Origin of the sequence: Caproiciproducens lactatisolvens (assembly GCF_052443335.1) — a bacterium.
Classification (GTDB): Bacteria; Bacillota; Clostridia; order Oscillospirales; family Acutalibacteraceae; genus Caproiciproducens.
Genome location: NZ_CP195750.1, coordinates 2,507,280 through 2,533,114, shown reverse-complemented (window position 1 = coordinate 2,533,114; position 25,835 = coordinate 2,507,280). Strand labels below are relative to the sequence as shown.

26 protein-coding genes and 1 pseudogene are annotated in these 25,835 nt (G+C 48.1%); 16 read left to right on the top strand and 11 right to left on the bottom strand.

Features of this window, described 5'->3' with window-relative positions; genetic code table 11:
* The first annotated feature begins 312 nt into the window (after window positions 1–312).
* Complete coding sequence (locus ACRQV7_RS12395; RefSeq protein ID WP_275715262.1) at window positions 313–1,047, top strand: FadR/GntR family transcriptional regulator; 735 nt, start codon at window positions 313–315, stop codon at window positions 1,045–1,047.
* Between the two features lie 142 nt (window positions 1,048–1,189).
* A complete protein-coding gene (locus ACRQV7_RS12390; protein WP_275715264.1) occupies window positions 1,190–2,272 on the top strand; it encodes an iron-containing alcohol dehydrogenase in 1,083 nt (360 codons plus the stop codon).
* A 248-nt stretch (window positions 2,273–2,520) separates the two neighbouring features.
* Here ACRQV7_RS12390 and ACRQV7_RS12385 read toward each other — a convergent pair whose 3' ends face one another.
* Both ACRQV7_RS12385 and ACRQV7_RS12380 read right to left on the bottom strand, forming a co-directional pair.
* A complete protein-coding gene (locus ACRQV7_RS12385) occupies window positions 2,521–3,408 on the bottom strand; it encodes a dihydrodipicolinate synthase family protein (protein WP_275715266.1) in 888 nt (295 codons plus the stop codon).
* Window positions 3,409–3,609: 201 nt separating this feature from the next.
* Window positions 3,610–4,314: a FadR/GntR family transcriptional regulator gene (locus ACRQV7_RS12380; RefSeq protein ID WP_444658371.1), complete on the bottom strand. Its 705-nt coding sequence runs from the start codon at window positions 4,312–4,314 to the stop codon at window positions 3,610–3,612.
* Between the two features lie 219 nt (window positions 4,315–4,533).
* Between ACRQV7_RS12380 and dapA the strand changes: the two genes are divergently transcribed.
* The 7 genes from dapA to ACRQV7_RS12345 all read left to right on the top strand — a co-directional run bounded on the left by dapA (window position 4,534) and on the right by ACRQV7_RS12345 (window position 10,047).
* The gene (gene dapA, locus ACRQV7_RS12375) at window positions 4,534–5,469 is read left to right on the top strand and encodes a 4-hydroxy-tetrahydrodipicolinate synthase (protein WP_275715270.1); all 936 of its coding nucleotides are present in this window, start codon (window positions 4,534–4,536) and stop codon (window positions 5,467–5,469) included.
* Between the two features lie 40 nt (window positions 5,470–5,509).
* Window positions 5,510–6,511, top strand: coding sequence for a ribokinase (locus ACRQV7_RS12370; protein ID WP_275715272.1), 1,002 nt, complete (start codon window positions 5,510–5,512; stop codon window positions 6,509–6,511).
* Between the two features lie 22 nt (window positions 6,512–6,533).
* On the top strand, window positions 6,534–7,148 hold the full coding sequence (locus ACRQV7_RS12365) for a KpsF/GutQ family sugar-phosphate isomerase (protein ID WP_444658370.1): 615 nt from the start codon (window positions 6,534–6,536) through the stop codon (window positions 7,146–7,148).
* 12 nt (window positions 7,149–7,160) lie between these two features.
* Window positions 7,161–7,565, top strand: a complete 405-nt coding sequence (locus ACRQV7_RS12360; RefSeq protein ID WP_275715276.1) for an RbsD/FucU family protein — start codon at window positions 7,161–7,163, stop codon at window positions 7,563–7,565.
* 175 nt (window positions 7,566–7,740) lie between these two features.
* Window positions 7,741–8,451 carry a sigma factor gene (locus ACRQV7_RS12355; protein WP_275715563.1) on the top strand — a complete coding sequence of 237 codons (711 nt, stop codon included), beginning with the start codon at window positions 7,741–7,743 and terminating at the stop codon, window positions 8,449–8,451.
* Window positions 8,448–9,602, top strand: coding sequence for an anti-sigma factor domain-containing protein (locus ACRQV7_RS12350; protein ID WP_444658369.1), 1,155 nt, complete (start codon window positions 8,448–8,450; stop codon window positions 9,600–9,602). Before ACRQV7_RS12355 ends, ACRQV7_RS12350 begins: the two co-directional genes overlap by 4 nt.
* Window positions 9,603–9,711: 109 nt before the next feature.
* Window positions 9,712–10,047, top strand: coding sequence for a hypothetical protein (locus ACRQV7_RS12345; protein WP_275715278.1), 336 nt, complete (start codon window positions 9,712–9,714; stop codon window positions 10,045–10,047).
* A 102-nt stretch (window positions 10,048–10,149) separates the two neighbouring features.
* Here ACRQV7_RS12345 and ACRQV7_RS12340 read toward each other — a convergent pair.
* Window positions 10,150–10,356 (bottom strand): annotated as a pseudogene (locus tag ACRQV7_RS12340) (manganese catalase family protein); the annotation flags it as partial.
* A gap of 20 nt (window positions 10,357–10,376) precedes the next feature.
* Complete coding sequence (locus tag ACRQV7_RS12335; RefSeq protein WP_444658368.1) at window positions 10,377–11,930, bottom strand: recombinase family protein; 1,554 nt, start codon at window positions 11,928–11,930, stop codon at window positions 10,377–10,379.
* A gap of 441 nt (window positions 11,931–12,371) precedes the next feature.
* Between ACRQV7_RS12335 and ACRQV7_RS12330 the strand changes: the two genes are divergently transcribed.
* The 7 genes from ACRQV7_RS12330 (at window position 12,372) to ACRQV7_RS12300 (ending at window position 18,480) form a co-directional block, all read left to right on the top strand.
* Window positions 12,372–13,478: a radical SAM protein gene (locus ACRQV7_RS12330; protein WP_444658367.1), complete on the top strand. Its 1,107-nt coding sequence runs from the start codon at window positions 12,372–12,374 to the stop codon at window positions 13,476–13,478.
* Window positions 13,475–14,095: a TetR/AcrR family transcriptional regulator gene (locus ACRQV7_RS12325; RefSeq protein ID WP_444658366.1), complete on the top strand. Its 621-nt coding sequence runs from the start codon at window positions 13,475–13,477 to the stop codon at window positions 14,093–14,095. The genes ACRQV7_RS12330 and ACRQV7_RS12325 overlap by 4 nt, the downstream gene beginning before the upstream one ends.
* Window positions 14,096–14,296: 201 nt before the next feature.
* Window positions 14,297–14,629 carry an ArsR/SmtB family transcription factor gene (locus tag ACRQV7_RS12320; protein ID WP_275715286.1) on the top strand — a complete coding sequence of 111 codons (333 nt, stop codon included), beginning with the start codon at window positions 14,297–14,299 and terminating at the stop codon, window positions 14,627–14,629.
* Window positions 14,630–14,839: 210 nt separating this feature from the next.
* Entirely contained in the window at window positions 14,840–15,235 is a 396-nt protein-coding gene (arsD, locus tag ACRQV7_RS12315) for an arsenite efflux transporter metallochaperone ArsD (RefSeq protein ID WP_444658365.1), read from the top strand.
* Window positions 15,235–16,971, top strand: coding sequence for an arsenical pump-driving ATPase (gene arsA / locus ACRQV7_RS12310; protein ID WP_444658364.1), 1,737 nt, complete (start codon window positions 15,235–15,237; stop codon window positions 16,969–16,971). Before arsD ends, arsA begins: the two co-directional genes overlap by 1 nt.
* Before the next feature lie 10 nt (window positions 16,972–16,981).
* The gene (locus ACRQV7_RS12305; RefSeq protein WP_444658363.1) at window positions 16,982–17,377 is read left to right on the top strand and encodes an arsenate reductase ArsC; all 396 of its coding nucleotides are present in this window, start codon (window positions 16,982–16,984) and stop codon (window positions 17,375–17,377) included.
* Between the two features lie 341 nt (window positions 17,378–17,718).
* Window positions 17,719–18,480, top strand: coding sequence for a DeoR/GlpR family DNA-binding transcription regulator (locus ACRQV7_RS12300; RefSeq protein WP_444658362.1), 762 nt, complete (start codon window positions 17,719–17,721; stop codon window positions 18,478–18,480).
* 137 nt (window positions 18,481–18,617) lie between these two features.
* On the opposite strand, the gene ACRQV7_RS12295 is transcribed toward ACRQV7_RS12300, so the two are convergent.
* The 7 genes from ACRQV7_RS12295 to ACRQV7_RS12265 all read right to left on the bottom strand — a co-directional run bounded on the left by ACRQV7_RS12295 (window position 18,618) and on the right by ACRQV7_RS12265 (window position 25,747).
* A complete protein-coding gene (locus ACRQV7_RS12295; RefSeq protein ID WP_444658361.1) occupies window positions 18,618–19,298 on the bottom strand; it encodes a fructose-6-phosphate aldolase in 681 nt (226 codons plus the stop codon).
* Window positions 19,299–19,524: 226 nt separating this feature from the next.
* Window positions 19,525–19,791: an HPr family phosphocarrier protein gene (locus ACRQV7_RS12290; protein WP_275715298.1), complete on the bottom strand. Its 267-nt coding sequence runs from the start codon at window positions 19,789–19,791 to the stop codon at window positions 19,525–19,527.
* On the bottom strand, window positions 19,781–21,493 hold the full coding sequence (gene ptsP, locus ACRQV7_RS12285; protein WP_444658360.1) for a phosphoenolpyruvate--protein phosphotransferase: 1,713 nt from the start codon (window positions 21,491–21,493) through the stop codon (window positions 19,781–19,783). The genes ACRQV7_RS12290 and ptsP overlap by 11 nt, the downstream gene beginning before the upstream one ends.
* A gap of 116 nt (window positions 21,494–21,609) precedes the next feature.
* Window positions 21,610–21,933, bottom strand: a complete 324-nt coding sequence (locus tag ACRQV7_RS12280) for a PTS fructose-like transporter subunit IIB (RefSeq protein WP_444658359.1) — start codon at window positions 21,931–21,933, stop codon at window positions 21,610–21,612.
* A gap of 150 nt (window positions 21,934–22,083) precedes the next feature.
* Entirely contained in the window at window positions 22,084–23,190 is a 1,107-nt protein-coding gene (locus ACRQV7_RS12275) for a PTS fructose transporter subunit EIIC (RefSeq protein WP_442867992.1), read from the bottom strand.
* 148 nt (window positions 23,191–23,338) lie between these two features.
* A complete protein-coding gene (locus tag ACRQV7_RS12270; RefSeq protein WP_444658358.1) occupies window positions 23,339–23,779 on the bottom strand; it encodes a PTS sugar transporter subunit IIA in 441 nt (146 codons plus the stop codon).
* A gap of 15 nt (window positions 23,780–23,794) precedes the next feature.
* A complete protein-coding gene (locus ACRQV7_RS12265) occupies window positions 23,795–25,747 on the bottom strand; it encodes a BglG family transcription antiterminator (protein ID WP_444658357.1) in 1,953 nt (650 codons plus the stop codon).
* Between the last annotated feature and the right edge of the window lie 88 nt (window positions 25,748–25,835).

The following is a 25,835-nucleotide window of genomic DNA, read 5'->3' as shown; positions in this document are numbered from 1 at the left end:
CTGAATGGGATTCGCGAAGACCTTCACGCCGATTTGTAAGATCATAAAATCATATGATTGTCTGATAACATATGTAAATTATACGAGAGTAAATTCCATCTGTCAAGAGTGTTTTTAAGTTAATTATATATTTATTTTTAATCTTTTAATTTTTTTATGTGCAATATTTTAAAATCATCTGTAAGGAGATCTGACAAAAAATGCAAATTTGGCTTAAGATCATGAAGTTCTTAGTTGCTTTTTTCTTTCAAACATTTTATAATTATTTTTAGTAATACGTTTCCTGTATTATTGAGAGGAGTGTTCTGCTGTATGCAGCCAATCACAAAGGTTTCCATCACGGACAAAGTGGTCGAAGCTATTAAAGAATATATTATTACCGGGAACTATTCTTCCGGGGATAAGCTCCCTTCCGAAAACGGACTGAGCCAGCAGCTTCAGGTGGGCCGTTCCACCATTCGGGAAGCCCTTCGCATTCTGCAGGCGATGGGGTATGTGGATATTCAGCACGGGAGAGGCGCGTTTGTCGCCCAGCCGCGCGACATTACCGCCAGCATTGCAAAGAACTGGTTTTCTGTGAACAATTATAAAATTGCGGACATCATGGAAGTACGCCTTGCGGTGGAGCAGATGATGGCAAAGCTCTGCGCCACAAATATGACGGACAGCGAGCTGGCCAGCCTGATGGAAATCCACGAAAATTTTGTGCAGGCCATTCATACCGGACAGATCAACCAGATCATTATGTACGACGAATATTTTCACGCCGGCATCGCGAAAGGCTCGCACAATCCGCTGTTTATCACCATTAACGCGCAGATTTCCGATGCGCTCAGGTCCTACCGCGCCCACTCGTATTCCATTCCGGAAAACCGTACGCACGCGGTGAAGCCTCACCAGGATATCATTCAGGCACTGGTCAGGCACGACCCCGCCGAAGCCTCCAAAGCAATGGAAACGCACATCCTGATCGCGCTGGAAGATATGTCCATGCTGGTGCAGGGGCAGGACAGTTCGGAGACCGCGCACGAGGCTTTTAACAAATAAATCCGGATTTTATCAATCCTGTTTTTCATAAAAGGGTTGTAATTTCCCGATATTGATGGTATTATTTTTACAATCATAGATTGTCTGATATCAGTCAGTATGCTCAACGAACAATGTTACAATACAGAAGGAGTACGGATTTATGAATAATCGGGAAGCGATCCAACTTGGCGCGGGGCGGTACATACAGTATTACGGCGCTTTGGACGAAATCGGCGCCGAAGCTTCGTCCATCGGCCGGAAAGCCTATATTTTAGGCGATGAAACCACACTGGCCAAGGTAATGAAGAAAATGGGAATGAAGCTGCAGCAGGCCGGGGTGGACTATGCGGTAAAGGCATTTGACGGGCCGGCAGTGGATGCAAGCTTTGAACAGATCGCTCAGGAGGTCCGCGGGAGCGGCGCTGACGTTATCATCGGTGTGGGCGGCGGCAAAACCATAGACATCGCAAAAGCCGCCAGCGACCTGACGGACGTGAAGATCATTACGGTCCCCACTTCCTCCGCCACCTGCGCCTCCTACGCCGTCCTTTATGTCGCTTACAATGAAAACGGGTCGGTCAACGGAAGCCGGTTTATGCATCACGAGGTCAGTGCGGTCATTGTCGATCTGGAGATCGTCCAGGACGACTGCCCGCCGCGCTATTTCGCCTCCGGCATCGCGGACGCGATGGCGAAGAACCCGGAAATCATGTTTACCATGATCCGGCTGGGAACCGCCAACAACCGTGCCAATACCGACGCCGCGACGGTCGTTGCGAAATACACCTACGACAACTATCTGGAAAAGGCGCAGAAGGCCTATGAAGCCTTCGTAAACGGGGAACACTGCGATCTGGTGGAAGACATCGTTTGCTGCAACATCATGCTTACCGGGCTGGTTTCCAACCTTTCCACCGGCGGCAAGCAGCTGGCCCTTGCCCATAACTTTTACGACGCGGTCTGCTGCATGTACAAGGAGGTCCGCCGCCAGTATCTGCACGGAGAGCTGGTCGGCCTGGGAATCCCCCTTCAGTTGGGAGTCAACGGGGTTCCGCAGAAGGAGATCGAAGCAATCAAAAAATTCCTGGCAAGTATCCATGTCCCGGTCACTTTGGAAGAAATCGGAATTTCCACGGATGACGCGACTTTGGAAAAGCTGACGGATTATATCCTGAACGCTACCGACAAGGACGATCTGGAGCTCCGCAGGGCGATCCGCGCCAACCTGAAATACATGATGTAACCTGCCGGCCAAGCTTTTCTTCTTTTGTCTCCCTCGAACATCCCTTCCGGTAAACGGAAGGGATGTTTTACGCTCCGTCCGCGATGCGGGCAGGGCATGTGAAAAAGCTCACCTCGCATCGGATGACGGATGGCCGAAGCAGTCGTCACAGTATGCGGGAGGTGAGCTTTATGAATAAAATCAGGAACATATCGGTTCGGGGATAAAAATAGAAAGGGGAATTATGTAAGGATTGTGCCGAAGAAGAATTATTGGATAAAACCGGCCTCTCTGAGAGCGGTTTCAATTTTTTCCTGATCCTGCTCCGCAATATGGGTGATCGGGGAACGGGGATAACCGGGGTTCCTGCCCAGCAGACGGAGGGCGTGCTTAATCCGGATGGGGAACTGGTTTCCGGCGATGGCCTGCCAGGTGGCGTACATCCTGTTCTGCAGCTTTAGAGCATGGGCGTTGTTTTTATTCTGCACGTCGTTCCACATTTCCACACAGATCTCGGGGAATACGGTCAGAATAGCGGAAATAGCGCCGTCCGCGCCGAGCTCATAGGTGGAATACAGCATGTCGTCCGTCGCGCTGAATATTTTGCCGCGGCTGCCGTTTACCATCTTCATTTCGTAAAATGCCATAATGCCGCCGCAGCTCTGCTTAATGCCGATCACATTCTCAATGTTGAGCAGACGGCTGAACAGGCGGGCGGAAATGGTGTTCTGGGGGACGACGTTGTAAATGACGATCGGTAAATCCGCCGCCTTGGAAACAGCCTCGTAAAAGCTGTAGTTGCCTTCGTCGTCCGGGACAAGCACATTATAGGAAACCGGGGTAACCATCAGCGCGTCCGCGCCCGCAGCCTTTGCGGCCAGCGCGCCTTTGACGGCCGCCCTGGTGCTGTTGCGGATAATTCCGGCCACAATCGGGATGTCCCTGTCGATCGAGCGGATCAGTTCGATCATGCGGACCAGTTCCTCGTCGGTCACAGCGGCTCCTTCGCCGGTGCTGCCGCCGGGGCTGATTCCGTGAACGCCCGCTTTCAGTAAAAATTTGATTTCCTTTTCAACAAGTGCCTCATCCAGCTCGCCGTCTTTTGTAAAGGGAGTGATGAGCGGAGCGATAATGCCATAGAGCTTCTTCTCTGCCACTGGAACTTCCTCCTAATATCATAATCACATGACATCGGACGAATCTGGCCCGCTTTATGCCGAAAGCGGTAACCAACAAGCATAACAATATGATTGTAATATTGTCTGACAATTAATCTTGTGGTTATTATACTTTACTATGCAAAGTCTGTCAATAGAGAAAATCGCCCGCCGCTAAAATAATTTTCCGCGGGCCGTAGCCTATTCTGACATCATCGTTCCCAAAAGCGCGTGCATGTCGGACTCGATCGTCTGCAGATGCCTGATCAGAGTATTGACGCTTCCCTCGACATTCCTTTCCTTCATCTGTTTGAGAATTTCGGTGTGGTAGGGAAGGGCGTTGCTGTAGACTCCGCTGTCAGAGAAGGTGTAAGCGCGGAACTGGCGGAACAGGTTGACCAGGCTCTTGCTGATATTGATGAGCAGTTTATTGCCCGACAGCTTCATGATCTCTTCGTGAAAAGCCTCGTCCAGCAGCAATAGCTGAGCCGCGTCCTTTTTGTCGACGGCCCTGACGAACGCGGAATGAATCGCTTCCAGCTCCCGGTACTTCTCATCCGTCAGCTTTTCTACCGCAAGGCGCATGGCAATCGGCTCAATTCCCTGGCGGACCTGGATATACTCTTGAAAGGTGGCGCGGTTGGCGACAAACAGCGGCTTGCTGTTTTCGATCTTCTTTTTCCAGTCGGCGACAAAGGAACCCTTGCCGGATTTCAGCTCCACATAGCCCATGGCCTCCAGCACTTTGAACGCTTCGCGCAGGGTCGGACGGCTGACATCCAGCTCCTTGCACAGCGCTGCTTCGGGTGCAAATTTTTCTCCCGCTTTGAAAGTTCCCATGATAATCTGTTCTTTGATGGTGTCCACAACGGTGTCCGTTAATGAAATTCTTTTGATTTGTTCCATTTGCTGCATCTCCGTATCATTAGCTTCGGATATGCAACCAGTATACAAATTGCTCAAAAATCTGTCAAGCTAATTATTTTTTTGAAATAATGATTGACATTTTTGTTTTCTTGTATATACTGAAGTTATGACGTCAGACAATCTTACAAGTTGATGATTTATCGAAACGGTCTTCATGCCGGAAGGCTGTTCAATAAAACAAAGAAGGAGTTATTCAAAATGACAAGAAAAGAGTTTACAGCGAAATATGGCCAGATTCTTCTTCCCCTGGTAACCCCTTATGATGAGAACGAAGAAGTCAACTATGGCAGATATGCCGAGCTGATTGAATACCTCATCGCCAACGACCTCTGCGATTCCTTTATCGTAACCGGCACCACCGGAGAAGCTTCCCTTCTGACCTTTGACGAGCGCGTCAGGCTGATGGAGACGGCGGTGAAGACCGTCGCCGGCAGAAAGCCCGTCATCGCCGGTACCGGCTGCGCTTCCACCAAGGAAACGATTGCTCTGACAAAAAAAGCGGTTGAGTGCGGCATCGACCTGTGCATGGTAGTCGCTCCTTTCTACAACAAACCCACACAGGAAGGCATCTACAACCATTACAAAGCGGTGGCGGAAAGCACAACGGCCAATATCCTGCTCTACAATATCCCGATTTTCGTAGGGGTCAACATTGAAGCGGAAACCGTCGCAAGGCTGGCAAAATTCGATAACATCATCGGCATCAAGGACGAAGCCGGCATCAACCCCACCCAGATCACGGACTATTTTATCGCTACCGGGAAAGTCGATCCCAATTTCGTTATTTTCAACGGCGACGACATCATGCTGCTCCCCACCATCGTACAGGGCGCCATGGGCGTTGTCAGCGGCGGCGCGCATATTTTCGGCCACGAAATCAGAACCATTATCAAAGCGTTTGAAGCGGGCGATCATGAAAAGGCCAAGGATTTGTTCGTGCCCCTTTATAAATTCTGCAAATCCTGCGGCCAGAACGGAAGAATTCTTCCCAACTCCATTATGCGTCCCGCCATCGAGCTGGTTACCGGAATCAAGGTCGGCCCGGCCAGAAAACCCCTCGCTCCCATTACGGAGGAGGAGAAGAAGGTTCTCATCGACACCCTTACTTCCATCGGTGTAAAAGTGAAAGCATAGCCGGTTCCGCGATGACCGTTCAGCTGTAGGGAGGAGAAATATGAAAAAGAAACCCAAAATTTTGGTGGTTGGCAGTTTCGTCATGGACCTGATTGTCAGCACGAAAAAATTCCCGAATTCCGGGGAGACGGTTCTGGGAAAAAGCTTTCGCACCGCTCCCGGCGGAAAGGGCGCGAACCAGGCGGTGCAGGCGGCCCGGCTGGGCGCCGAGGTCACTATGGTGGGCAAGGTGGGGAACGACGATTTCGGAAAGCGGCTGATCGGCTCCTGCGAAGAGTCCGGCATCCATACCGGATTTGTGGCGACCGACCCGGAAGTATCCTCCGCGGTTGGAAACGTGCTGCTGGAAGTCGGTGACGGCCGGGCGGCAAAAAACAGGATTATTGTTGTTCCGGGCGCCAATATGACCATTGTCCCCGGGGAAGTCGGCTTCCTCAGGGAAGCCGTCAGCCAGTACGACATGGTCGTCCTGCAGCTGGAAATTCCGATGAGCATCAATGAGCTGGTGGCGAAATATGCCTTTGAAAAGGGCGTCCCGGTGATGCTGAATTCGGCTCCGTCCGCTCCGCTTTCTGAAAAACTGCTTTCCCGTCTGGCGTATATCTCCCCGAACGAGCACGAGGCGGCCGACCTTACGGGCATTCAGATCCGCAGGGAAGGCAGCCGGGTGAACCAGGACGACCTGAAAGCGGCGGTCGGTTCCCTGCTTTCCAGGGGCGTGAAAAATGTGGTGATCACGCTCGGCAGTGCGGGAGCCGTGATTGCCAATCAGAACGAATTTATCTATGAACCGTGTGCCGACGTGGTGGAAGTAAAGGATCCGACCGCCGCGGGGGACTCCTTTGTCAGTGCCTTTATCACCGGCGTCTGCGCGGGGTTGAAGCATTGGCAGGCGCTTCATTTCGCGAACTATACCGCGGCGCTGACCGTTTCCGGAATGGGTGCTCAGCCTTCCCTGCCGCACCTTTCGGAGGTTGTTGAACTGATGAAGCGGGAAGATCGGACGGATTTTGATTTTTCTCTGCTGGAAGTCCTTAAATAAACCCGAAGGGAGCGAGATACCTATGATTAAAAAAGAAAGCCGGGAGGCTTTGCAGGCTTTTGTCAGTGTGGCGAAAGAGGAATTTGACGGGTTTGCCGGGACGATTACAAGCGATGGATATGAAAAAGCGGTGGAATTGATTCTGAATGCGGAGAAGAACGGGAACCGCGTACATATCACGGGGATCGGCAAGCCGTCCCATGTCGCGGCGTATATGGCTTCCCTGCTGTCGTCCACCGGTACGCCGACCTATTTTCTGCACGGCACCGAAGCCGTGCACGGCTCCTGCGGCCAGCTGGTTGCCGGGGATGTGGTAATCTGCATTTCCAACAGCGGCGAAACCGGGGAACTGAAATCCACGGTCACAGCCATCAAAAATAACGGCTGCAAGGTGATTTCCGTAACGGGAAATCCGGAATCCTGGCTTGCTAAAAAGGGCGACGCCTGCCTGTTCGCCGGGGTCGGACAGGAGGGCGGCCCGCTGAACCGTGCGCCGCGCCTTTCCGTCCTTGCGGAAATGGTCGCCCTTCAGGGCCTGAGCGTAGTGCTTCAGGTCAACCGCGGAATCACGCCTAAGGATTATGTGAAGTGGCACCCGGGCGGAACCCTGGGCAGCCTGAGAGAAAACGAGAAATAAGGGGGAACAGCTATGTTAAAAACAGCCTGTATTCATCCGGAAATTATGCGCCTTCTTTCTCTGTGCGGCCACGGCGACAAGATCCTGATTGCCGACGGCAACTATCCGCTCGATTCAAAAAGCGGGAGTGCGGCCAAGGTTTATCTGGGCCTTACCAGCGGGATGCCGGAGGTAACTCAGGTGCTGAAGGTGCTGGGGGAAGTCGTCAATTTTGAAAAAGCGGAAGTCATGACCCCCGAGGGGGAACAGCCGCCGATTTTCAGGGAATTCAAAGAACTTCTCGGCGGAATGGAACTAAGCGGCCTGGAGCGGCACGCGTTTTATAACGCCTGCTGCCAGCCCGACGTCCGCCTTGCCATATTCACGGGGGAAAAACGAACGTTTGCCAATATTCTTCTTACGATTAATGTTGCTTGAATCTTAAAGAAAAAGGATGCCTGCCGCGGGAGCAACCCGCGGCAGGCATTTTGCTTTATATTCCTGAACTGCGTTGCAATCCAAAAGTTCATGCGGTAAAATATACAAATACCTTTTAATACGACAAAATTATCCATTTTAAATGATAAGAATGGAGGGGACATCCTTGCAGGAGATGAACAGAAAAGCTGTGCAGGCGGCCAATGATGAATGCCTAATGAACGATTTTGTCCGGCAGAACGAATCGTTTATCCTGAGATGTGCCTCCTTTACCGTTCACCGCTATGTTTCCAAAAGTGATGATGAATGGTCCGTCGCTCTTTTGGCTTTTTCTCAGGCGGTTCAGGATTATTCGCTGGATAAAGGCGGCTTTGTCGGGTTTGCCAGGATGGTGATCCGCCGAAGGCTGATCGACTACCTGCGCACGCAGTCCAGACACAGCGCCGAAACCGCAGTCAGCCTCTCTGTCCTTGATTCCGACCCGGATGATGAGAATGAGGAATCTGCGGTTGGAAAAGCTGTTTTTCAGCGGGCCGGACAGCTGCCGGACGATTCTCTGAAACTGGAAATTGAAGCCGCCAATCAGGTCTTTTCTTCCTACGGCTTTTCTTTTTATGATTTGATTTCTTGTTCTCCCAAGGCGGAGAAAACGAAAAAATCCTGCGCGAAAGCAATTGCGTATCTGATACGCAGCCCCCTGTTGACGAACGATCTGAGAAATTCAAAATACCTGCCTTTGAAATCAATTGAAAAGGACACAAAGGTGCCCCGAAAAATATTGGAACGCCACCGAAAGTATATAATAGCGGCGGTAGAGATCATGACCGGTGATTATCCCTTCCTCGCAGAGTATATGCGGTTCGTTCGAGAGGAGCTGGACAGATGAAAGCGGTTATTGTGGAAATCAGGGGGTCTTATGCCGCTGCTCTGACGGACGAAGGCTGTATCATCAAAGTGAAAAATCGTCATTACGCGGTTGGGCAAGAGATCGAGATGAAACGGGGATTGAGGAAACCGGGAAAAATCGCTGCGCTGGCATCGGCGGCAGCGGCTGTTGTCATTGTGTCCGGAGCGGGTGTGTGGGCCTATTGCACGCCGTATTCTTATGTCAGCCTTGATGTAAATCCGTCCATAGAATATTCTGTCAACAGATTTAAGAGGGTGCTGAGCGCAGAGGCGGTCAACGGCGACGGCGAGGAGATTATCCAGAAACTGGATTTAAAGAATAAGACCATTGACGAAGCAATTCGGGATACGGTCGGGGAAATTGGCAGGACCGGTTATTTCAGCGCCGAGGATCCAGATGAAATCCTGATTGCGGCCTCCTGCGAAAACGAACAGAATTCCCAAAAGCTGGCGGAGGGGCTGCAGAGTTCTGCTAAACAGGCAGTAGAAGATACAAACACACAGGTCGAGGTGGAGGCCGTCGGCGTTGGGTATGGGCAGGTGCAGGAGGCCCGGTCCCTGGGGACAACTCCCGGAAAATTGAATTTGGTACAGAAGCTGCAGACAAGCGTGAACAGCCCGGAAAGCGTGGATATACAGGAATGGCTGAAAAAACCGGTAAAGGATATCAGGAAGGCAATCGAAACGGCTGAACAGGAGTCCAAAACCGGGGACGGTCAGAATAAAGACCCGACGGGTACTGCTTCCCGCCGCGGTGCCGGTACCTCTTCCGCGTGGCCGAAGATCTCCGCGGAGGGAACTTCTTCCCGGGCGGACGGCAGGTTTAATATTCATCAGGGCCGGTCCGGGACAACAAAGGGCGCGGGGTTAACATCCAATGGAAAATCCTTCGCGGCAAAAAACGGAAATAGCCGGTCAGGGACAGAGACAGATGATAAAGTAAAAGCGGCGGGAGAACCGGCGGAAAATAAAAACAACAGGCCGAAGACGGGCCCGGGCGCCAGTTCCAAGGGCAATGAGCGGTACGATGAGGCGGGCAGGGGAAACAGTGAACAAAAGAAAACCGGAAAATCCGGCACAGCGTGGAACGGGAACGAAAGTTTCAGAAAATCCGGCAAAAGCAGGAGATAAAGCCAGCCACTTGAAAGGCAGTTTTTGGGTGTTCCCTGCAGACGACCCCAAAAAATTCTTGTTCCGGTCCGAATTACTATAATAGCGGAAAATTTATGGGGGAAATCTGATGAAATATCGTGTTTATTTATGTGTGAAAATGCAAAGCGATAAATGGGTCACCATAGGCGGAGATCATAGCATCTTATGGGATCTCCGCAGTCTGATTGAGGCTTCAAGCGGCTGGACGGTTCTGAATCAGGAAGACATAGGGCCTGCGGATTCCTTTATTCCGCGGCTGGAAAAGGGAATTCTGGAACTGACGCAGCACACGGAAGCCTATCGTAATTATGAAATTTCCTATGGAATTGGTACCATTGATGACGCATTGGATTTTTACACGGAACTGTTAAAGGACTGCAAAACGCATCCGTTTACGGAGCTTTACGGCTGCATCGTCGCTTAATCCGTATGGGCTTTGGTTTGTATCGTTCTGCCTGAGGCCCTGTTTGATAAAATAGCCCTCCCGGCATTCTGACTGCTGGGAGGGCTATTATCATACCTGAATTTATTTTCTTGTATCAAACGCCGGATTGAAAGCATAGAAATTCTTCGAATCAAGCTGATCGGTAATGATACGCAGGCCTTCGCCAAAACGTTGGTAATGAACCACTTCCCGCTGGCGCAGGAACTTAATCGGGTCACGGACGTCCGGGTCGTCGGTAAAGCGCAGGATATTGTCATAGGTGGTGCGCGCTTTCTGCTCTGCTGCAATCCTATAAAAACAACTTTGCGCTAAAAGTTCCAATGGATTTCAATAGGAACATCCCTTGTACCGGAAATTCGTTTGCCGATTGATATGTAATCGATCAATGTATCAACGATCTCCCTGCTGAGGCGTTCAACGCTGGTGTATCGCTCGATCAACTGCCGACGGTTATCACCCGTTTCCGTTTTTTGATCAATTTCGGACAGCCGCCTTTGACCGTCAGCCACAACATGCTCCAACCTCTCTTTTTCAGCGGTGAAACTCTTTGAATATTCCACGAAATCGCTTTCTGTGATAGTGCCCCTCACTCTGTCCATGTACAGATCGCGAATTCCTTTTGCATACTCTGCAATCCTTTTCCCATAGACTGCAATATCGGCAAGGATACGGGATTTTTGCTCCTGCAAATGATCGCAAAATTTGATTTGCTGCGATAATTCGTCTTTATCAAGATATTCTGCTGCCAAACGATTCAGCTCGGAAATGACAGTTTGCTCCAATTTATCAACGGGAATAAAAGAGCCGGCACAAGCATCTTTTGCTACATGGCGGTTTGAGCACTGCAGGTAGTGCTTCCCGCGGTTTTTAGCGGAACGCATGATATAACCACAGTTCGCGCAGCGGGCTTTTCGTGCAAACAGTCCGATTGTACCTACATCGAATGGTTTCGCTCTTTGTGCAATCAGGGCTTGCGCTTTATCCCAAAGTTCCCTTTCTATAATTGGCTCATGTGTTCCTTCAACCCTATACCAATCTCTCTTCGGCCGCGGCTTGTTCTGCTTAGTTTTGTAGGACACGCTGCCATATTTCCCCTGTACCATATTGCCGATATAGATTTCGTTTGTCAGCATATCTGAGACAGCAAAGTATTTCCAAAGAGTACTGTTTTTCATTTTTGGCTGCTGATAACGCAGCCCATGTAAACGCTTATATTCCGTTGGATTGGGTATGCCCCTGTCGTTGAGCATACGAGCGATGGCTGTTTTACCATACCCCTGTGAGAAAAGAACGAAAACTTCCCTGACCACGGCAGCGGCTTCCTCATCAATAATGAGATGCCCCTTCCGCTCCGGGTCTTTTTGATACCCATAAAGAGCAAAAGCGCCGATATGAAAACCATTTTTCCGTCTGTTAGTCAGAACACTGCGGATATTGTCAGACATATCCTCCAGATACCACTCATTTACAAGCCCGTTGATTTGCCGGGATTTCTTATTCCCTTTATTAGCGGTATCCGCATTATCGACTATGCTTACAAAACGGATACCCCAAACGGGGAATAAGCCGTGAATGTATTTTTCGACTAATTCCAATTCGCGGGTAAATCGTGATTGCGTTTTACAAAGGATAATATCAAATTTATGCTGTTGCGCGTCCTCCAATAGGTGATTAAACTCCGGACGTTTTCTATCCGCACCTGTGTAATCGTCATCGCTGTAAATATGATAGATTTCCCACCCCTTTTCCATAGCGTATTGAATCAGCATGGACTTCTGATTCTGGATGCTTTTGCTGTCGTCCGTTTCAGCATGCTTGTTTCTGTCTTCTTCCGATAAGCGGCAATAGATAGCTGTTTTCATATCTTCATATCTCCATAGAGACAGAACAAGCCATTTCTTATATTTTATTTACCAGTATAAGCAAATGGCCTGCATATTACCGTTTACCGATTGTAATCCTTTTGTTTTTTTCAATTTGATTGATAATCTCAATCCACTTTTGTGTGAATTCTTCTTTTAATGTCGTGTTCCCGCCGCTTTTGAAAACACTTTTGCAAATTACCTGCGTTTCCTTTTTTCCCATTTTATCACCATGCCTTTCGATACAGCTTATGTCCCTTTGCTTGTACGGTATGCTGCATTTAAAGGTCAGAGATCGTAGCAGTCCGAAATTTGTTTAGCTTCGGAAAAAACATTGTAAACAGACAAAAGCTAACTTTGTTTTATGCCTTGACAAGCTAACGCTTATTAGCTATACTTAAAGCTAGTATTTAATAGCTTTACTGCAAGGGGAAAAATATAATGAAGGCAGCTTTTCATCTTGAATCGTATTTGACCGACGGAGTTGAAAATATCGTATCGGGTATTCTGAAAGCAACTCTGTACAACCCAAAAGAGAGTTGTTTTATGGCGAAGTATGCCGCGCAGAGTAAGCGGTCCATCAAACTACGGCAGGCAGCGCAAAAAAATGGACAGCATATTCCGCCGTTTCTGATTGCAAGTATCACTACACAATGTAATTTGCATTGCAAGGGCTGCTACGCAAGAGCCAACCATAGCTGCTATGACCAAGATTCAAACGAAAATGCCCAACAGCTTCTGCGAGCGGAACAGTGGGGAAGCATTTTTCAGGAGGCAGCCGATTTAGGGATAGGGTTTATCCTTCTGGCCGGCGGTGAACCCTTTGTTCGACGCGATGTGCTGGAAACAGCCGGAGAGTATACAAGTATTTTGTTCCCGGTCTTTACAAACGGAACGATGTTTGATCGGGACTATCTGGAACTGCTGGATCGGAAACGGAATTTAATCCCGATTGTAAGCATTGAGGGAAATCGCGAGACGACGGATGCCCGACGTGGGGCCGGGATTTATCAACGATTGCGTACCGCGCTGCAGGAACTACATAACAGGCAGCTGTTATTCGGAGCTTCCGTCACGGTGACAAAACAGAACCTGATGGAGGTTTTATCGGATTCTTTTATCGACGAATTGGGCGCCAACGGCTGTAAAGCAATTATTTATGTGGAATATGTTCCTGTAGATCCTCGGACCGCTGATTTGGCGCTGGATGACGAAGCCAGAAAACGGCTGGCCCAGAGGCTTGATGCTGTCAGGGCCAGCCGTTCGGATATGTTAATGATTGCTTTTCCGGGAGATGAAAAAAGTTCAGGAGGCTGCCTGGCAGCAGGGCGGGGATTTTTTCATATCAATGCATTTGGAGGGGCGGAGCCCTGTCCGTTTTCTCCGTACTCGGATGTCAATGTTTCTGATACCTCTTTGCAGGAATCCTTGCAATCTCCCTTTTTTCAAAAGCTGCGGCAGGGCTACCTGATGCGGGAGCATACCGGCGGATGTGCCCTCTTTGAACAAGAGACACGGGTCAAGATGCTACTGAAGGAGTCAACATGACAACAAAAGAAAAAATTATCGAAGAGGCCCTGACGCTCTTTTCCACAAAAGGCTACAAAGGAACCAGCGTAAAGAATGTTGCGGATGCGGTAGGAATCAAGGGCAGTTCACTGTATAAGCATTTCAAAAGCAAAAAAGAGATTTTTGACACGATAGTGAAAGAAATGCAAAACCGTATGTCCGGACTCTCTCCTGTGGCCGGGCCGGCCTCAGGGGACTGCAAGGCAGAAGCAAATGCATATGGAAAATTGAACATTGACGGCCTCCGGACTCTTAGCAGACAAATTTTTTTGTTTTATCTGAAAGATGATTTCGTTTCGCGCTTTTGGAGAATGGCAATGATGGAGCAGTACCACTCTCCAGAGATCTACAAAATTTATCACAGAATATTTATGGAAGAAAGCATTACTTATCAGGCAAACCTATTTCGTGAAATGACACGACAGGGGTATTTTATTTCGATTGATCCTGAAATAATGGCAGTAAGCTTTTATTCTCCCATTTTCTTTTTGCTTACTAAATATATGGGAGAGCCGGAGAAAGAAGAAACTGCACTGATATTGCTTGATAAGCAGGTCGAAGAATTTTGCAGAATATATTGGAATCCAAATAGGTAACATAGCTTTGCATTCTATGAAACTGCAAGCAATACGATAGATACGGACTGGCAGATGCTGATCCGTTTTTCTTATTAAATAGTTACCCCCGGCTGTGCCGGGGGTAACTATTTGCAAAATTTAATTTCAATTTCATATTGACATTTTTCGATTTGATGCATATAATAGTCATATCGAAGTTTATAGATTTGAGGTGCTGGTATGGAAAACTATTCGGAATATACAAAAGTATTTAAGGCGCTGGGGGATCCCAAAAGAGCCATGATTGTAGATATGCTTTCCTGCGGGGAGCTCTGCGCCTGCATGATTTTAGAAAAATTTGAGATGTCCCAATCCACTCTGTCCCATCATATGAAGCTCCTGTGCGAGTGCGGGCTTGTCAAGGGCAGAGAAGAAGGCAAATGGACGTACTACTCGTTGGACTCCGATACCATCAGCAAAACAAAACAATTTTTCTGCGCCATTACCTCCGATAAGGAAAACTGTATCTGCAAGGGAGTTACAGGCTGCTGTAAAGGATGCGATAACCATTGAGCGAAAGAAAACGTTGGGACCGGTCTGTTTGAAAAATTCCTGACCCTTGGGTGACGATTGGCTCATGATCTGCCCCGTGATGCCGGCTGCGACGGTTGAAATGCAGGCTGCGATTCCCCTTATGCTCTTGTTGGTGCGGTTTATTATCAAGGCCCGCCGCCGATTCCCAGAATTAAAATCCCAATAAATCTTAGAATGGAGTTGTTTGTTATGAAAAAAATGGAAATATTTGAACCGGCCATGTGCTGCTCCACCGGCCTTTGCGGAGTAGGCGTCGATCCCGAACTGCTCCGTATTTCCGCTGTGCTGAATACGTTGAAAAATCATGGGATTCCCGTCGGACGCTACAATCTGAACAATGCGCCGATGGAGTTTGTCAACAACAGAGCAATCAATACGTATATCAATGCCCATGGCCCAAAGGGTCTCCCGGTTATCATGTTGGACGATAAAATTGTCATGGAAGGCAGATACCCAACCAACGAAGAATTTACAAAGCTGCTCGATCTTCCTGAAGAGCTGCTGGCAAAACAGAGCAAGCCTGTAAAGGTGAAAATCACCCGGAAAAAATCAGGAGACTGTGGCTGCAAGGGGGACTGCTGCTGATGGAGCTTTTTCATCCCTTGACGATTCCCCTGACGAAATACCTGTTTTTCACCGGGAAGGGCGGCGTCGGTAAAACCAGCATCGCCTGTGCCGCCGCAGTATCGCTGGCAGACAACGGAAAGCGGGTGCTGCTGATTAGTACCGACCCGGCCTCAAACCTGCAGGATGTATTTTCAATGGAACTGACAAACAAAGGAACGCCCATCCCCGGCGTACCGAACCTGATTGTGGCAAACCTTGACCCCATACAGGCGGCCGCCGAGTATCGGGAAAGCGTGATCGCGCCTTATCGCGGCAAGCTGCCCGCGCCGGTGATCTCCAATATGGAAGAACAGCTTTCCGGCTCCTGTACTGTGGAAATTGCGGCGTTCAATGAGTTTTCCGGCTTCATTACAGACAGTAAGGCGCAGCAGGAATACGACCATATTATTTTCGATACGGCCCCCACGGGCCACACCCTGCGGATGCTCCAGCTTCCGTCCGCATGGAGCAATTTTATCAATGAAAGCACGCACGGCGCGTCCTGCCTGGGACAGCTTTCCGGGTTGGAAAGCAAGAAAGCGGTTTACAAACAGGCTATGGAAACGCTGGCAGACGAAAACTTCACTACGCTGATTCTCGTCACCCGTCCCGAAACTGCGCCGTTCAAGGAGGCGGAACGGGCCTCCGGCGAGCTTTCCGCATTAGGAGTATATCATCAAGTTCTGATTGTCAACGGCATGCTGACGGAATACAGCGACGCTTTGTCTTTCAGCCTGTATGAAAAACAACGGGCAGCTCTTGCCAAGATGCCGGAAGGCTTACAGGTGCTCCCAATCTATATGGTGCCCCTGCGGGCCTATAATGTCACGGGACTCGCCAATGTGCGTGCCTTGCTGAATACCGACCATGTGGCCACATACAAGGAAACGCTGAACGCCGCCCATGTCCCCGCGCTGAACGTCATCATAGACGAACTGGCGGCAGGCGGCAAGCGTGTCATTTTCACAATGGGAAAAGGGGGCGTGGGCAAAACCACCGTCGCCGCCGCGGTCGCGCTGGGACTTGCGAAGCGCGGAAAGAAAGTCCACCTGACCACCACCGACCCCGCCGCGCATCTTAAATTTGTGCTGGACGAAACCAGCGGTGTTTCCATGAGTCATATTGACGAGGCCGAAGAATTGACGAAGTATCAATCCGAGGTGCTTGCCAAAGCCCGCGCGTCGGGGATGAGCGACGAAGATATTGCCTATGTGGAGGAAGATTTACGTTCCCCCTGCACCCAGGAAATCGCCGTATTCCGCGCCTTTGCGGAGGTAGTGGAAAAGGCCGACGATCAGGTGGTGGTAATAGACACTGCTCCTACGGGTCACACTCTGCTTCTGCTGGAATCCACACAGAGCTATAACCATGAAATCGAACGAACCAAGGGTGAAATCCCCGAATCGGTAAAGCGGCTGCTGCCCCGGCTGAAATCCGACGAAACCGAGGTCGTCATTGTTACCCTGCCCGAAGCGACCCCCTTTTACGAGGCGCTGCGTCTGGAAGAGGATCTGAAGCGGGCGGGAATTGCCGCAAAATGGTGGATAGTCAATCAATCTCTTTATGGTACGGACACCACCGACCCCATGCTGGCGGCAAAAGCGGCGAGCGAGGTGGAATGGATCAACCGTATTGACGAACATGCGGACGGTAAATTTGCGCTGATTGCGTGGAGGGCCGAAGAAGTCAAAGGCGACCGCCTGTTAACGCTGTGAGGAGGAAAAGATGGTAAAAGTTGCATTTATCTGTGTCCACAATTCCTGCCGCAGCCAGATCGCCGAGGCGCTGGGCCGGCGCCTTGCCGGAGATGTTTTTGAAAGCTATTCGGCGGGGACGGAAACAAAGCCGCGGATCAATCCGGATGCCGTTCGCCTGATGAAGCGGCTTTATGGGATCGACATGGAAAAAACACAGCGTTCAAAGCTGCTTTCCGAAATTCCTCCGGTCGATATTGTCGTTACGATGGGATGTAATGTCGCCTGCCCATACCTTCCCTGTCAGCACAGGGAGAACTGGGGGCTGAACGATCCGACGGGAAAAAGCGATGAAGAGTTTGTTAAGGTTATCAGGCAGATTGAAAGCAATATCCTGTCTCTTAAAGAACGGCTGAATGCTTTGTAAGACACAGCATGAAAACAAAATGGAATCAAAGAACCACTGTTTTCGCACCTTGAAAACGGTGGTTCTTTGACAAGAAGGATGGCCCCCGGTAAACCGGGGGCCATCCTTTATGCGGAGAATGCCCGGAGATTCCGGATCTGGGGCTTTAATGTCCCGTAGCTCCATGCCTGCTCGCTGCGGCTTTTGCTGTTCGGGCCGTTCACCAGAAAATTTTCGTTCTTTTAGTCCGATTGGAATGATGTTTTATCTTTTTCCCAATTACTATAATTGACTTAGTTGATAAAATACGATAAAATAATAATAACAGATTAAAAATAATAATAAATTAAAAGAGGGAGCGTATGTTTGTACAAGAGCGACAAGATGCAATTTTATCAATAGTCAATGAAAATGGAAAAGTTCTGGTCAAGGATTTAAGCCAGCAATTTGATGTTACAGAAGATTGCATCCGTAAAGATTTAGCTGTTTTAGAGAAAAAGAGTTTACTCAAACGAGCTTATGGCGGAGCTGTTTCTATAAGAATTAACTCACATCAAGGCGATGTGGCTCAGCGAAGAAATGAATATATTCAGGAAAAGCGTGTGCTGGCACATAAGGCTTTAACACTCATTAAAGAAAGGGATACCATATTTTTAGATATTTCTACTGCTAACGTTGAATTGGCTAAGCTTTTAATAGAACAAAATATGAATGTTACGGTCGTTACTAATATGGTTGATGTGATCATTGCACTCTCTGCCCCATGTAACGTTAGCTTGTTTTTTATTGGAGGATCTTTCAATCGTGGAAGAGATGGTTTTATCGGCAGCTCATCTATTGGGCAGATTTCTCAATTACGCTGTGATTTGGCTTTCATGGGAACTGTAGGGGTTGATTCCTTCAACGATTCTGTTTACACATATGTTCCCGATGATGGTCTCACCAAAAAAGCAATTCTTCGTGCTAGCCGTCAAGCTTACTTATTGGTTGAAAAGCGCAAATTCAATATGGAGGGAAATTTTAAATACGCCGAATTGGAGGACTTCCAAGGTTTGATAATAGACGACATTCCAGATGCTGCCATTCTTGAAAAACTGAAGCATTATGAAATTGAAGTTTTATGAATCAGAGCAACTATTTAAGCATTTGATAAGATGGGGAAAGGGCTTATAGGCCCCCGCACGGGAGTTTATAAGCCCTTTCCATGTCCTGTTCTTATTTGGAAGTGTATCTTCTACTGAAACTTAAATTTGAATCATTTTTATTCTAACTTGCTAAGCGGGATATCCCCCTGCGTGTTTTTCCAGTCCGTATGGAAATCATCGACAGCTTTTTTAATGGCGGCCATTCCAAATGCCTCATGTAACAGGGCAGGTTGTACGGTGACCGTATGGGCGCCGGCCTGCAGAGCACTTGTAACTTGTGCTGTGTTTTTAAAGCTGGCGGCCAGAATTTTAGTAGAAGCCTTATTTTCATCAATCATTTGGCGAAACGCTGAGATTGTTGCACAGGAATCAATATCCATGTTTTCCATTCGGTTATAATAGGGAGCTATGAAATCCACTCCGGCGGCGATTGCCATAAAGCCTTGTAATTTACTATAGATGGCAGTAGCGGTCACCCCCACGCCTTCCGTTTTTAGTATGCGCATTGCCTTAAGACCTTCTTCCGTAGTCGGCACCTTAATGTATACCTTTTGGTCGACATGTTGGAGAATCGCATGCGCATCCGCAAGGATTTCATCGCAGGTCTCTGCAATCACCTGCATATGCAAGGTCTTGGCTTCACCGATTATCTGACGGATTTTACGCATATGCGGGAACACGTCAATTTTCCCTTCTGCTTTCAGGATGCTCGGATTACTGGTTATCCCCGAAATCGGAAAAATGGCGCTGTATTTTTTTATAGCGTCTAAATTTGCACTGTCGAATAGAAATTCCATCTTGATTCCTCCATGAAATTGATTTTCATTAAATTACTATTGCTTATTATTTATTTTTATAGTATTGAATAGAACTTCTCAATATAAAATATTCAGTTTCAAACCTGATTTTTCCTTTTCAGGCGATTTCAAAGGGTAATTTCAGGGGTACGACCGTTTAATCTGCCTTAAGCCCCACGGGATAACGGAATGCCTCATAATCGATGAACACTGATTTGTATGCTTTTTACAACGCAAGAATATCTTTCTCAAAAAATTGGATCAAGGAATCCATCAGATCGGCTTCATCTTCCCCTTCAACCCGGATGGTGATTTTTGAGTTGTAGCTGACCTGCATGGACAAAATGCCCAATATGCTGTGGGCGTCCGCTTTCACATCACCCTTTATAAGGGTTACGGCAGAATGGTATTTCTTTATCACCTTAAGTAAGGCCGATGCTGGACGGGCATGTAACCCTTCTGCGGCGAGAACAGTAAATTCTTTAGTTAGCATTGATATTTTCCTCCAGATACTTTTTGATTTCAATTGAGCTTGAAAGCGTCATTACATGCTCATACAATTCTTTCGCCCTGGAAAACGCTGTTTTTCTGATGACATCTTTTACATAGGGCACATTGGAGGCGCTCACAGAAAATTCATCAAGGCCCATGCCCAGCAAAAGTACCGCCGCCATTGGGTCGGATGCCATCTCGCCACACATGCCGACGGGGATGCCTGCCCTATGTCCCTCCGTAACGATATTACGCAACAGACGCAGTACCCCCGGGTTAAAGGGCGTATAGAGATTGGCAATCTTCTGATTCATTCGGTCGACCGCCAGCGTGTACTGGCAAAGGTCATTGGTACCTATGGAGAAAAAGTCTGCCTCTCCTGCAAAAACGTCAGCGGCGGCAGCAGCGGATGGAATTTCCACCATCATGCCTGTTTTGATATGATTGTTGTAATCCTGGCCTTCTGTTGTAAGTTCTGTTTTGCATTCTTGGAGTAACTGTTTCGCTCGGCGTAGTTCACTCATCGCGCAAATCATCGGGAACATAATCCGCAGATCACCATAGGCGGATGCCCGAAGAATGGCACGAAGCTGCGTTTTAAAAATTTCGGGATTATCAAGACAGAAACGGATGGCCCGGTATCCCAAAAATGGATTTTCTTCCTTGGGCATAGCGAGATAGGAGAGTCTTTTGTCACCGCCTATATCCAGTGTTCGAATGATAACCGGTTTTCCATTTGCTCGCATGGCGGCCTCGCGGTAAGCCTCAAATTGAGACTCCTCGTCGGGTGCGCTCGTGGAATTCATGTATAGGAACTCCGTGCGAAACAGGCCGACACCCTGCGCGCCGGCAGGTTCAATTTTATTGGCTTCCAGCGGCTGCGCAATATTAATTACGATTTCCACTTTGCGGCCATCCGGCGTCACTGCGGGCAAATTCCGCAGCTTTTTCAGGCGGGCAAGGTTTTCCCGGAATGCAAGTCGTTTTCGGGTATATTTCTGAATCAGCTCTTCATCCGGATTGACAAAATATTCTCCGGAACTTCCGTCGATAATAACAAAATCGCCATCGGAAACACTTCCGCACACTGCACCGACGATAGCTGGAATCTCCATGCTTTTGGCTAAAATGGCAGTATGTGAGGTAGGGGAGCCAATCCGGGTTAAGAAACCCAAAACATGTTTTCTGTCCATGGCAATGGTTTCGCTGGGGGTCAGGTCATTTGCGAAGATGATAACGTCACCCGGAAGGCTGGAAAGATTCACCCTCCGGACACCAAGCAGGATACCCGCAATCCTGTTACCGATATCTCGAATATCGGCTGAACGGGCGGCGTAATATTTATCCTCCAACGCCTCAAATGAAGCGGCCATTTCACCGGAGGCGCGCAGAACGGCGTCAGGGGCGCTGTTTAACGAAAATTCGATATAATGATAGATCTTTTCCAAAAATAAGGGATCTCGGCTGAGCTCAATATGGATTTCAAGCAAATCCGCAGAAGTTGGATTGACCGCTCTGTCGATTTTGTCAAGCATCTGCTCCAATTCCGCCACGGCCGCCGTAATTGCTTCGTCAACCCTCTTTTTTTCTTTTTTCACGTCATTGGTGGTAATGATTCTTTCTTCGGGTTTAATGGGCTTTGTCTGATAGACCAGCGCCCGGCCAAGTTCGATTCCTTTTGAAACACCGATTCCTTTTTCCATAAAAGCTATATTCTCCCTATTCAACGGGCAGCGCACGCTGTACGAATCATTCAACTGCTCCCCGAACTAGTCATTTTGGACTGCCGGAACACAAAACCCCGCAGTTCAAAGCATGGTTACGATTGTTTTCTGTCTTTTAAAAATGCTTCAACTTTATCCAATATTGTATTTGAATGCTTAATCAGGTCGTCAACCCTGACCTTAACGACAGGCAGACCGGCAAATCGATCGGTATCCTTTATCCCCATATCTTTCGTAAGAATCACAACATCCGCTTTTTTCACATCGTCCATCGTAATTTTATTTTCTGTTCCAATGGAACCTTGTGTTTCAATCTTAATTTCTATGCCCCTGGCCTTTGCTTCTTTTTCCAGTGCTTCCGCAGACATATAAGTATGCGCTACTCCCGACGGGCAGGATGTTACCGCCAAAATTTTCATAATTTACGTTTCCTCCTTTAATAATCGAAACAGCAGTTGATAAATTAGGGATAGATATACGCATTTATCTGTATGTATTTACAACAAATGCGTATATCCATCATTGATAAAGCTCCCATTAAACAAAGATATTAGCTTACAAAATGCTTTTTATGAAATGTCCAGTTCGATTTCGTTATCCTGTTTCCCATCGGCTCCTTGCAATTTTGTTTTCTCCGTAACCTCTTTCTTTAGAAGATTGACCATGAAAGCCGTAATTGCGACGCCTACAAGGGTACCAATTATATAGCCCAACCTTCCCGATGCAACCGGCAAGACAATCCAGCCTCCCCATGGTGCCGGATTTTGCGCTCCAAGCAGCATTGCCACAACGGACCCCGCACATGAGCCAACCATAATAGACGGAATAACTCTTAGGGGATCAGCCGCTGCAAAGGGGATGGCGCCCTCCGTAATTCCGATGAGTCCCATCAGGATTCCGGCTTTTCCGGCTTCCCGCTCTTCGCTGGTGTACTTCTTAGGCCTTAAAATGGAAGCTACGCCCATACCGATCGGCGGAACACAGATAGCAACACCGATACACGCCATGATCTTGAGTGCGATAGGGGTTGCCATATTGGTTGTCGGATCTATCGTCCCAACCATTGCGACGCCAAAACTGTACGCGACCTTATTTACCGGTCCACCCATATCAAATGCGATCATCAGGCCAAGAATTACAGCCAGCAATAAAGCATTTCCTGTGCCCATGCTATCCAGCCCGGATTTCATGGCAACCATCAGCGCGGCAATAGGTTTCCCAATGACCCATTCCATCAATCCTCCGATGACAAACGTGCCAACCAATGGAATAACAAAAATCGGCATCACGGAACGCATCACGGGAGGTACTTTAATCTTCTTTAAATAGAAAACAAGAATACCCGTAAGTAGGCCGGAGACAATGCCCCCGAGAAAACCCGCGCCAATCTGCGATGCCAGATAGCCGCCGATTATACCTGGAGCAAGGCCGGGTCTGTCCGCCATTGAATACGCGATAAAGCCGGAAAGGATCGGAACCATCAGCCCCAATCCGGCAGAGCCAATTTGGAATATGTCGTATAATATAGTGCCCTCTGTTGGGACGGCTGCAGATCCAAACAGTAAAACTGAAAGGGCCAGAAGGACGCCGCCGGCAACAACAAATGGGATCATGTAAGAAACACCGCTCATCAAATGCTGTTTGGTGTTTTTCATCAGTTCCTTCAGATCATTCATAAAAACTCACTCCTCAAAATGGTTAAAATTTGATTAAATGGCTATGTGCTGTAAACTCTTCCTGCAAATAATTTATGTAGACAAGTCCGCCAAGTGTCTGCAGTACAACTGGCACTAAAACTGTCTAACCCCTCATTTCTCCCTTCCTCTAAACTTCTCCGATTAATTTTAGAATTTCCTTTGGGGTCTTTGCTTTTGCTATTAATTCACGGAATTCCTCGTGCACAAGTTTCCGTGAGATTGAAGCCAAAATCTGAAGATGTCTGTCTCCTCTGTCTTTGTCAGGAATGGCAAGAAGAAAAATCAGTGAAGCCTTTTCTTCCTCGTCCCATTGGATTTCGTTTTTCAAATGGGCGAACGCAACCGCAGCGGTTTTCACGTTATCGGTCTTTGCATGCGGTGTTGCAACGGAAAAACCCACGCCAGTCGAGAATTCCTTTTCCCTTTCCAGTACCGCAGACACATATGCCTCTTCATTTTTGATACGGCCCGCTGCGTACATCTTTGAAGCAAGAAACTCGATTGCCTCCACCTTGTTTTTTACATCAACGTCAAAATAAATAAGATTTTCTTGGATTAACGCTTCCATAGCATATTCCCCTTTTTATTCAAAGCAGTGTTCCTCAATGATTTTTTTGATCTCGTTTTTAGTTCTTGCCCGCCTTAACAGATCCATGGTGTGTCCATCACTGGTGAGCTGGTAAAAAGCTTTAAAAAATGCTTTCGTGTTTTGTATGTCACCAAAATTCAGTGCCAAAAGAAATATGATGTCCACCGCTTCTCCGCCCCAGTCGATACTTTGATTGAGGAGCGCAAGGGCAATGGCCGGCCGTTTTACAAAGCTCGACAGTCCGTGAGGGATTGCAATTCCCTGGCCAAGGGCCGTGGAACCCATTTGCTCACGCCTAAGGACATCCCCGTGAAATCCATCAATAACGCAACCGCTCTTTTCCATCCTTTCGGTCATCGACCTCAGAATTTTTTCCTTTGCCTTTCCATCGACATCCAAAAAGATCAGATCATCCTTCAGAATGTCCAGTATGGTAATTTTCTGTCCCTCTGCGCCCTCCTCAGCCTGCAGTTCAAGACAGGCCTTTTTCAGCCTATGGATATCATCCTCGTTCAGCACCGGAGAAATCTCCACGGTGGGTCTGTCGCATTTTAAGGATGAAATAGTAGTGACGACCAGCATGGGATTCAGAAGGTCCAGTTTGTGCAGTTCAGAAAAGCTCAGTGTGGACAGAACGTCAATATTGTGAAGGTGATCCCCGATTTTTCTGGCGAGAATCTGCGAAGTTCCAAAGCCGGAAGAGCAGACAATTACCGCTGTCACCTTTTTTTCGGACCGCACAACCGCCCCTCCCACAAGAAGGGCAAGAGATGCCAACTCGTTTTCAGTTGGGAACTTACCGACTTCCTTTTCGTAAAGTCCACCCGCCGCAAAGCAGGCGGAAAAAATAGCGGGGTAGGTTTTTTTGATATTCTCACGGAAAGGGTTCTGCAGGTCTATGCCATATCGGACACGCACCAGCGACGAACGCTCGAACATGTACAGCGATTTCAGCAGCAGCTCGTCTTTTTCAAAATCCAGCCCTACGATGTTGGAGAGATAAGCGATAAGCCGTTTCGTAAAGGCCAGAATTCCCGGATTGGCCTGAGAGAACAACTCGTCTCTTCGTACGGTGGAATTCTGATACTCAAGACAACATGTCACCATCTGCAAAAATTTCTGTTCTCCTTTCGGAAGCTTTAGCGCTTTGACGTACACCGAAAGATAATTGAGAATATTTGGCCGGTCAGCAGGTACATCTTCGATTTCATCCTCCGCTACGAGAAAGCCCAATGATATGCGCTTTTCCATTACAATCAAATATTCCAGCAGCGTTTCAAATCCACTGTCCGTAAGATCGCGCAAAGTGTTTTGATCAGCTTCCTGGATCAGTGCGATATAATAATCCACATCGCAGTTCCTGTAACATCCATACAGTCTCTGATAGGTCTTCAAGCTGAGACGGTAGTCCAGCGTCTTTCGGGGAAGTTTTACCGACTTCTTAAAGAACTGCCGGTTGATTTCAACGATGGCACGGCGGATATCCAATTCCGCCCCAGTTAAGAAAATACCGGCACCTGCTTTTTTCTGCACCGAAATGCTGAACCTCGACAGCCATTGCTGCACTTGCTTCAAATCGTTCTCTACTGTATTCTTCGATACGCCAAGATCATCCGCAAACAGGGAAAGCGTGTATGTCGTCCAGTTGTTTAACAACAGTTCAATAATGTAGCCGGTGCGGTACTGTGCGCCATAATGCGGTTTTTCTATCCGGGCCAGCATTTGCATCAACTCATCCCTGCGGTTTCCGGCATTGACGCTGATGCCGACTCCTGGCTTATTGATCACCTCGATTTCGTTTTCCGCACAGAATTGATACACTTCTTTTAGGTAAGTGCCGACTGTACGTTCGGAAAGTTCTAAAATTCCGGTGATCTTCTTCACCGTGAGCGGCATTTTGTCGTTATTGAGTAAAAGACTGAAAATTTTTGCCGCGTTGTCGGTCATTACCTTATGCACTCCTCTCCCATATTGTTATTCTATTGTTATTTTGTACAGTTTTCAACCAGACGCTATCCCCATTTTTGCAGTATCC

What these genes read in the sequence shown, in the direction of transcription:
- ACRQV7_RS12290 (WP_275715298.1), bottom strand. Translation starts at nt 19,791, where the DNA reads ATGCTAACTAAAGAATTTACTGTTCTCGCCGCAGAAGGGTTACATGCC.
- ACRQV7_RS12370 (WP_275715272.1), top strand. Translation starts at nt 5,510, where the DNA reads ATGAAAAAGAAACCCAAAATTTTGGTGGTTGGCAGTTTCGTCATGGAC.
- ACRQV7_RS12265 (WP_444658357.1), bottom strand. Translation starts at nt 25,747, where the DNA reads ATGACCGACAACGCGGCAAAAATTTTCAGTCTTTTACTCAATAACGAC.
- ACRQV7_RS12355 (WP_275715563.1), top strand. Translation starts at nt 7,741, where the DNA reads ATGAACAGAAAAGCTGTGCAGGCGGCCAATGATGAATGCCTAATGAAC.
- ACRQV7_RS12365 (WP_444658370.1), top strand. Translation starts at nt 6,534, where the DNA reads ATGATTAAAAAAGAAAGCCGGGAGGCTTTGCAGGCTTTTGTCAGTGTG.
- ACRQV7_RS12270 (WP_444658358.1), bottom strand. Translation starts at nt 23,779, where the DNA reads ATGGAAGCGTTAATCCAAGAAAATCTTATTTATTTTGACGTTGATGTA.
- ACRQV7_RS12390 (WP_275715264.1), top strand. Translation starts at nt 1,190, where the DNA reads ATGAATAATCGGGAAGCGATCCAACTTGGCGCGGGGCGGTACATACAG.
- dapA (WP_275715270.1), top strand. Translation starts at nt 4,534, where the DNA reads ATGACAAGAAAAGAGTTTACAGCGAAATATGGCCAGATTCTTCTTCCC.
- ACRQV7_RS12300 (WP_444658362.1), top strand. Translation starts at nt 17,719, where the DNA reads ATGTTTGTACAAGAGCGACAAGATGCAATTTTATCAATAGTCAATGAA.
- ptsP (WP_444658360.1), bottom strand. Translation starts at nt 21,493, where the DNA reads ATGGAAAAAGGAATCGGTGTTTCAAAAGGAATCGAACTTGGCCGGGCG.
- ACRQV7_RS12330 (WP_444658367.1), top strand. Translation starts at nt 12,372, where the DNA reads ATGAAGGCAGCTTTTCATCTTGAATCGTATTTGACCGACGGAGTTGAA.
- ACRQV7_RS12350 (WP_444658369.1), top strand. Translation starts at nt 8,448, where the DNA reads ATGAAAGCGGTTATTGTGGAAATCAGGGGGTCTTATGCCGCTGCTCTG.
- arsA (WP_444658364.1), top strand. Translation starts at nt 15,235, where the DNA reads ATGGAGCTTTTTCATCCCTTGACGATTCCCCTGACGAAATACCTGTTT.
- ACRQV7_RS12275 (WP_442867992.1), bottom strand. Translation starts at nt 23,190, where the DNA reads ATGAATGATCTGAAGGAACTGATGAAAAACACCAAACAGCATTTGATG.
- ACRQV7_RS12280 (WP_444658359.1), bottom strand. Translation starts at nt 21,933, where the DNA reads ATGAAAATTTTGGCGGTAACATCCTGCCCGTCGGGAGTAGCGCATACT.
- ACRQV7_RS12325 (WP_444658366.1), top strand. Translation starts at nt 13,475, where the DNA reads ATGACAACAAAAGAAAAAATTATCGAAGAGGCCCTGACGCTCTTTTCC.
- ACRQV7_RS12380 (WP_444658371.1), bottom strand. Translation starts at nt 4,314, where the DNA reads ATGGAACAAATCAAAAGAATTTCATTAACGGACACCGTTGTGGACACC.
- ACRQV7_RS12395 (WP_275715262.1), top strand. Translation starts at nt 313, where the DNA reads ATGCAGCCAATCACAAAGGTTTCCATCACGGACAAAGTGGTCGAAGCT.
- ACRQV7_RS12360 (WP_275715276.1), top strand. Translation starts at nt 7,161, where the DNA reads ATGTTAAAAACAGCCTGTATTCATCCGGAAATTATGCGCCTTCTTTCT.
- ACRQV7_RS12320 (WP_275715286.1), top strand. Translation starts at nt 14,297, where the DNA reads ATGGAAAACTATTCGGAATATACAAAAGTATTTAAGGCGCTGGGGGAT.
- ACRQV7_RS12305 (WP_444658363.1), top strand. Translation starts at nt 16,982, where the DNA reads ATGGTAAAAGTTGCATTTATCTGTGTCCACAATTCCTGCCGCAGCCAG.
- ACRQV7_RS12295 (WP_444658361.1), bottom strand. Translation starts at nt 19,298, where the DNA reads ATGGAATTTCTATTCGACAGTGCAAATTTAGACGCTATAAAAAAATAC.
- ACRQV7_RS12335 (WP_444658368.1), bottom strand. Translation starts at nt 11,930, where the DNA reads ATGAAAACAGCTATCTATTGCCGCTTATCGGAAGAAGACAGAAACAAG.
- ACRQV7_RS12345 (WP_275715278.1), top strand. Translation starts at nt 9,712, where the DNA reads ATGAAATATCGTGTTTATTTATGTGTGAAAATGCAAAGCGATAAATGG.
- arsD (WP_444658365.1), top strand. Translation starts at nt 14,840, where the DNA reads ATGAAAAAAATGGAAATATTTGAACCGGCCATGTGCTGCTCCACCGGC.